The organism is Palaeococcus sp. (in: euryarchaeotes) (assembly GCF_053987695.1).
The window spans coordinates 1-5,724 of sequence record NZ_JBMXHE010000022.1; the positions used below are offsets into that span (position 1 = coordinate 1).

Below are 5,724 nucleotides of genomic sequence, written 5' to 3' on the forward strand. Positions count from 1 at the left end.
AAACTTTATAAATCTATGCCAATGAGTTAGAGTCGGCTTCTAAAATGGCCGGGGTGGTGTAGCCTGGTTAGCACAGGGGACTGTGGATCCCCTAGCCCGGGTTCAAATCCCGGCCCCGGCCCCATCATCACAAACTTCGCGAAGGCGAAGTTTGATCAAGGTTTGTGGCTCCTTCTTAAAGTTTGCTTCCAAAGTATGATTGCCGTTAAATTTTAACCTTCAGAGTGCTGGAATCCGCTAGAGCAGCCCTTTTGTGAGGAGTTCACTTTTAAACCGACGCCCGAAGGGCGTCAACAGGGAGGAACTCTTTTTTAAATTGCAAAGCGAGAGGGATTCCAAGTTGAAAACGTCCTAACCAGAGCAATCACACCCAAATAAGCTGCTTTCCAAGAGCCACTAACCTCTGGTGAAGCTTTTTTCAAAAGCTTCCTGTACTCTCAAACCCCTAGAGTGGGGGCTTCGCCCCCACCCCTAGAAACTTTGCCAAGCAAAAGTTTGATCAAAGCTGGTATGTCTATTTTAGAATTCTGTTTTTCGAGTTCGCTCCATTCTTGCTCGTTTTACAGTGTTTTACTGATAAAAGCGTCCTTCGGACGTTGGTGGGAGAAAAACAAGTTAGATTCGCTGGTTTCCACTTGAGCTTAAATTAAAATTTCCGTTTTTTGAAGACATGCAAACTCCTCAAACCTTACGCTAACGCTCAAGTATCCTAGCAGGTGGCGGAATGTTTCGAGGTTGTTATTCAAAATTTAAAGGTTAAAACAGACTTTCAATCAGCTTGTAGTCCTCTTCTGGAATTTCTCTCATGGCTTTGCCCATCAAATGGCCGCTCCAACGTTTTTTGTTTGTAATGAATTTTAATTTTGGAATTAAAGGCTTAAACTCAACTTCGCCAAGCTTTATGGGCTTGATCTTTACTCGGAGCGGGTAGGTCTCGTTTGAGTGAGGTGGAGACTTGAAGATTTTGCTCGAATCCGTGAAAGGCTCGCTCACGACCTCGAAGATTCCAACAATTTTCGGCTCTAAGATTTGTTTGTCTTTTCTCTCTTGCTTGACGTAGAAGACGAGTTTATCACCGGGCTTGACCTTTGCGATTGTGTTCCTGTGCCTCTTTGGCACTCCCCAAACATTCTTCTTTTTAACAACTTCCCAATTGTCTCTATTAGTTATGCAGAGCCAGTAAGCCATAACAATCACCACAATAAACTTGCATTTGATCAATTTAAACCTTAACTCCTCTTAAATTTTGCCATACCTCATTCCACTCCAGGAGCAACCAAAAAACCCTTAGCCTCTTTTTAGCCTCAACATAATCTGGATAGTAAGTCTTTACAAGCCCCCAAAACTCGTCCCCATGCTTCGGTATCCTCAAATGGGCGAGTTCATGGATTATCACGTAATCCCTTAACCCTTCGGGGAGCGCCATTAATGCTAAGTTAAAGCTCAAGTTCCCTTTTTTGGAACAGCTTGCCCATTTTGTCTTCTGGAACCTGATGTACACTTTGCGATACCTAACATCCATGATAGAAGCAAAGAGACGGACTTTAAAGTCAAGCTCTTCCCTAAGCCTATCTTTAAGCCACTTCTTCAACACTTTAAAGTCACCGTGGGGCAGGGAAACTACTTTAAATTTAGGATTAACAAAGAAATCCTCACCTTGGATTAAGGAGTAAAAGTCTCCGTTAAAAAGAAACTTGCTTGAGAGCGGGCCGAACTGCTTTTTAATTTGCTCAAGTTCATTGAGCTTGCTCTCTATCCAAGCCATTTTTTTCTTTATAATATCCTCCGGGTCTTGGCTTGGTGGGACTATTACCTTAACATTACCCTTGGCATTTATTTCTATCCTGGGATTCTTCACATTTCTGACAATCACTTCATACTCATAATTCAGCCCCAACGCTTCAACACCTCAAGAATCTCATCCCTTGCCTTTATGATGTTGTCTATTCTCCCCTGGTATCTGCGAACTAGGAAAAGCATGGTTGCCCTAGAGACATCGCTTACTACATCAGCTTTTTCCTGCCACCGGCAGAACCTGAATCTTTCAGTTTCCTTGAGAAGGTCTTTAATATCTCCAATAAGTTTTTGGGTGTCGCTCCTAACGTGGCGCTTTAACACAGTTACAAGGGAGTACTCAAGCTCACTCAAATTGAGTGCCCTTCTCTCCTTTTCTCTTTCCTGGATTGTTTGAGCTACACCGAGTATTTCTTCATAAAGCCGCTCTATGTCTTCTTTTCTCTTCTTCCATCTGTCTATAATGCTCTCCACCTGTTCAACTAAGTCTTCCGTAATTGGGCCTTTGTGCGTGTTTATGTAGTGCCTAACTGCAAAGAGCAGATCGTAAAAAGCCCTTTCTTTGTGGGTCTTTTTCATTACCTTTTTCAGAAAATCTTCATCGAGCTCTATTATGGGGAACTCGCTCCTAATCCTTCCCACATCTACCGTCTCATGAATGAACTTGAGGGCTTCGCTGAGGAACTCGTCCATTTTTTGCTCAATCTCCGGATCGAGACCATTAACCTTTGAATTGTAGGCATAGTAAACCTCTGTGAGCCATGAAAAGGCACTCTTAAACTCCCATCTACCCTCCTTTAGGAGTTTATAATAATATCTGATCTCCTTGTATAGCTTTTGGAATTCCTCCCACGTGTTGTTTTGGAAAAGAAGCTTTACAGCCTCCATTATTGCCTCCCTGTCATCACTTACCACAACTCCCTCAAAGAACTTCATGGCTTCATTTATCTTGCTTCTAAGCTCTTTCTTGATTTTATCAACATCGTAGGCAACACCCTTTATATCTCTCTCATCGTAGATTTCCAGTGCCTTCTTAAGGTCTTTAAAGACTCCTACGTAATCAACGATGAGACCAAAGGCTTTGATGTTCTCTCCATTCTTAAAGAACGGCCTGTTCGTCCTTGCTATTGCCTGGAGGAGGCGGTGCTCTTTTAAAGGTTTGTCCAGGTACATAGTTTGCAGTATGGGAGCATCAAAACCAGTTAAAAGCATCTCCGTTACAATTAGTATCTTTGGATGCTCCTTATTCTTAAACGCCGTGACTATTTCTTCCCTTATCTCTTCGTCGCTCTTATTTTGGAACCTCTCTTTGAGTTCATCGTGGTACTTTTCCACTATCTCGGGATCGTTTTGGTTGAACGTCATCACCACTTCGCTGTACTCTTTAGGGAGGATGTTATCGAGAGCCCTCTTGTAGAGAACACAAGCTTCCCTATCAACTGCAACCACCATGGCCTTAAATGGCTTAACATTCTCCTGATAATGCCTCGCGATGTCCTCAGCTATTACATCAATCCTTTTCGGATTCTTCAGGAGCAATTTTATCATGTCCAACTTCTTTCTAAGCTCTTCTTTGACCTGTCCACGATACTCCTCTGGAATTTCTTCGAGCTTGGACGAGAGGAACGCCTCCAAATAATCCTTTTTTAAGTGGACCCTCTCCTCGAGCCTTGCTTGATATGCTATTTTAACAGTGAAGCCATCGGCGATAGAGTCTATTATGAAGTACCTGTCCAAGTAGGGTTCATCAGCGTAGCCAAAAGTTGCATAAGTATCCCTTTCCTTCTTTGATATTGGGGTTCCCGTAAAGGCAAAGAAAGAGGCGTTTTTGAGTATTGAGTGCATGGTTGAAGCGAGCTCCCCGTACTGGGTTCTATGGCCCTCATCAATGAAGGCTATAACATCCCTGCGGTTCATTATGGTTTTTCTCCTTTTGCTCACCTTTTCAAGGGCATCTTTAACCTCCCTTAACTCTTCTTCTCTGAACTTATGGATGAGCGTTATGAAAATACCCCTCTTCCCATCCGAGTGCATCAGAACCTCTTTGAGACCTTTTATAGAGCTTATGACTTCAAAGCTAAGCCCGACAGCCTTAAGCTCTCCAGCAAGCTGCTCCTCGAGCTCTCGCCTATCAACAACAAAGAAAATCGTGGGGTTCCCTAAAAGGCGCTTAATCTTGTAAGCGGAGAATATCATAGTTAAAGTTTTTCCGCTCCCCTGCCAGTGCCATATCAATCCTTTATTCCTCTCGATCTCTCCTTTCGCATAGCTCACCGCCCTCTCAACCACTTTGCCCACCGCTCTGTACTGCATATATCTTGGGAGTACTTTTGTAAAAACTCCCTTATTCTCGCGGTAAAAGATGAAGTACCTCAAAATGTCGAGGAGAGTTGAAGGAGTTAGGAGCTCGGCAAGGTTGTCGAGGTCGTCAAAGCTTTCTCCTTTCCACTCGTAGACCGGCACATCTTTGAGCCATGGGACAATGGGGAAGTAAACCGCTTTATCACCAATCGCAACGCCAAACTGGACGTACTTGAAAAGCTCAGGCATCTCTTTTTCATAGCCCTTAATCTGTTTGTAAGCTTTTTTCCAGCTCTTCTTTAACCGCTTACACTCAATTATCACGAGAGGGATTCCATTGATGTAGAGAACAATGTCTGGAATTTTCGTTTTAAATGGATACCCCACTTGGTTAGCAACCAGGAACTCGTTGTTATTGATGTTTTCGTAATCTATTAGCTGGACGGTTTTTATGGTGTTGTCCTCTTTGTCCTTTAGGGGGACGCCTTCTTTTATGTAGTCCAATATTCTGCGAGAGCCTTCAACGCCAAAGGGAATTGTTTTGAGAATAGTTATAACTTCCTCCGCTTCTTTCTCACCGACCTTGTTTATTCTCTTAATTGCCTGCTTTAATCGAGAAGCTAGGAGGGGCTCTTTTTCATCTTCGAGTACCTCAAAACCCCTTCTGTATGTCCAACTCTCAGCTTTCAGTCTCTCAATGATGGGCTTCTCACACTGGAGATATTCGGGTGTTTCATTCAAGTGAAGGCACCTCCCGAGTGAACTCCCCAATTAACACAGGGGCGAGTTCATAGCTTAACCCCCACAGCGAGAGGAACTCCTTGAATTTATATACCGAGCCAACTGGCACAAGGACAACTCCCGGTGCAAGCTCCATTGCGTTCGTCTGTTTTAACAACCCCGGGCTTCCATTTCTGCCCCGATAAGCATAGAGGAAACGCATCTTTTGGCTCTGGGAGAGGGAAGAGTATGAGAATCTGAAAAGAAAGTAGCCCTTGGCGTTAAGGCGTTCATGGAGAAATTTGCCGTTAAGTAATGAGTAGCCCTCGACCAGAAGGGCAAAGCTGACAAGGTTGTTCTCGTCAAAGAGCTCGTCAAGCAGAAATCCCTTTACATCCACTTCGTCGGGTGAAAGCCCTTTCTCCTCTAGAAGACGTTTAAATTCGAAGGAAACCTCAAACGGGTTACCCTCTCTTGCGATTACGGCTATATCAACGTCATTTGGTTTTTCTTTCCCCTTCATCACGGAGCCATAGAGCAGAATATCCCAAACGTTGGGATTCTCAGAGGCAAATTCCCTTGCTATCTCACTCAACCTTTTCCTTAAGTCTGATAACATCACTTCTCACCGCTATTAAGAGTCTTTCATCAACTTTCCTTGTGTATGTGTCCCTATAGTATGGAAAATAATAACTCAGGACATTGTAAAGGTCGGGATAGCGGGGTTTCAGCAGGCGGAACCGTTCCCTGTGATTGTCCGGCAGAACCCTAAGGTCTCGCCAGAGGGTGTAATCCGCTATCGTCACGAGGGTCTTGAAGTACATCATGAAAGCGGCGTTGGTTAAGCCCTCTTTAAACAGCAACTCGGCGCTCTTGAAGTACTCCCCGATATTGTTTTTCAAGTCCTCA

5 protein-coding genes and 1 tRNA gene are annotated in these 5,724 nt (G+C 43.9%); 1 reads left to right on the forward strand and 5 read right to left on the reverse strand.

Annotation, left to right across the window (positions count from 1 at the left end; translation table 11 throughout):
- Positions 1–47: 47 nt before the first annotated feature.
- Positions 48–124 (forward strand) — tRNA-His (locus tag ACXJGZ_RS01930).
- Positions 125–756: 632 nt separating this feature from the next.
- Here the strand turns inward: ACXJGZ_RS01930 and ACXJGZ_RS01935 are convergent.
- From ACXJGZ_RS01935 to ACXJGZ_RS01955, 5 genes are all read right to left on the reverse strand, one after another.
- On the reverse strand, positions 757–1,188 hold the full coding sequence (locus ACXJGZ_RS01935) for an EVE domain-containing protein (protein WP_456398142.1): 432 nt from the start codon (positions 1,186–1,188) through the stop codon (positions 757–759).
- Between the two features lie 34 nt (positions 1,189–1,222).
- On the reverse strand, positions 1,223–1,897 hold the full coding sequence (locus ACXJGZ_RS01940; RefSeq protein WP_456398135.1) for a M48 family metallopeptidase: 675 nt from the start codon (positions 1,895–1,897) through the stop codon (positions 1,223–1,225).
- Entirely contained in the window at positions 1,888–4,836 is a 2,949-nt protein-coding gene (locus tag ACXJGZ_RS01945) for a type I restriction endonuclease subunit R (RefSeq protein ID WP_456398138.1), read from the reverse strand. The genes ACXJGZ_RS01940 and ACXJGZ_RS01945 overlap by 10 nt, the downstream gene beginning before the upstream one ends.
- Complete coding sequence (locus ACXJGZ_RS01950; protein ID WP_456326984.1) at positions 4,829–5,434, reverse strand: nucleotidyltransferase domain-containing protein; 606 nt, start codon at positions 5,432–5,434, stop codon at positions 4,829–4,831. The genes ACXJGZ_RS01945 and ACXJGZ_RS01950 overlap by 8 nt, the downstream gene beginning before the upstream one ends.
- Positions 5,403–5,724 (reverse strand): hypothetical protein (locus ACXJGZ_RS01955; RefSeq protein ID WP_456398140.1); only part of this gene is annotated, 322 nt, incomplete at its 5' end. The genes ACXJGZ_RS01955 and ACXJGZ_RS01950, both read right to left, overlap by 32 nt.

Bases quoted from the DNA above. Each gene is read 5' to 3' on its own strand.
- ACXJGZ_RS01935 (WP_456398142.1), bottom strand. From the start codon at position 1,188: ATGGCTTACTGGCTCTGCATAACTAATAGAGACAATTGGGAAGTTGTT.
- ACXJGZ_RS01950 (WP_456326984.1), bottom strand. From the start codon at position 5,434: ATGTTATCAGACTTAAGGAAAAGGTTGAGTGAGATAGCAAGGGAATTT.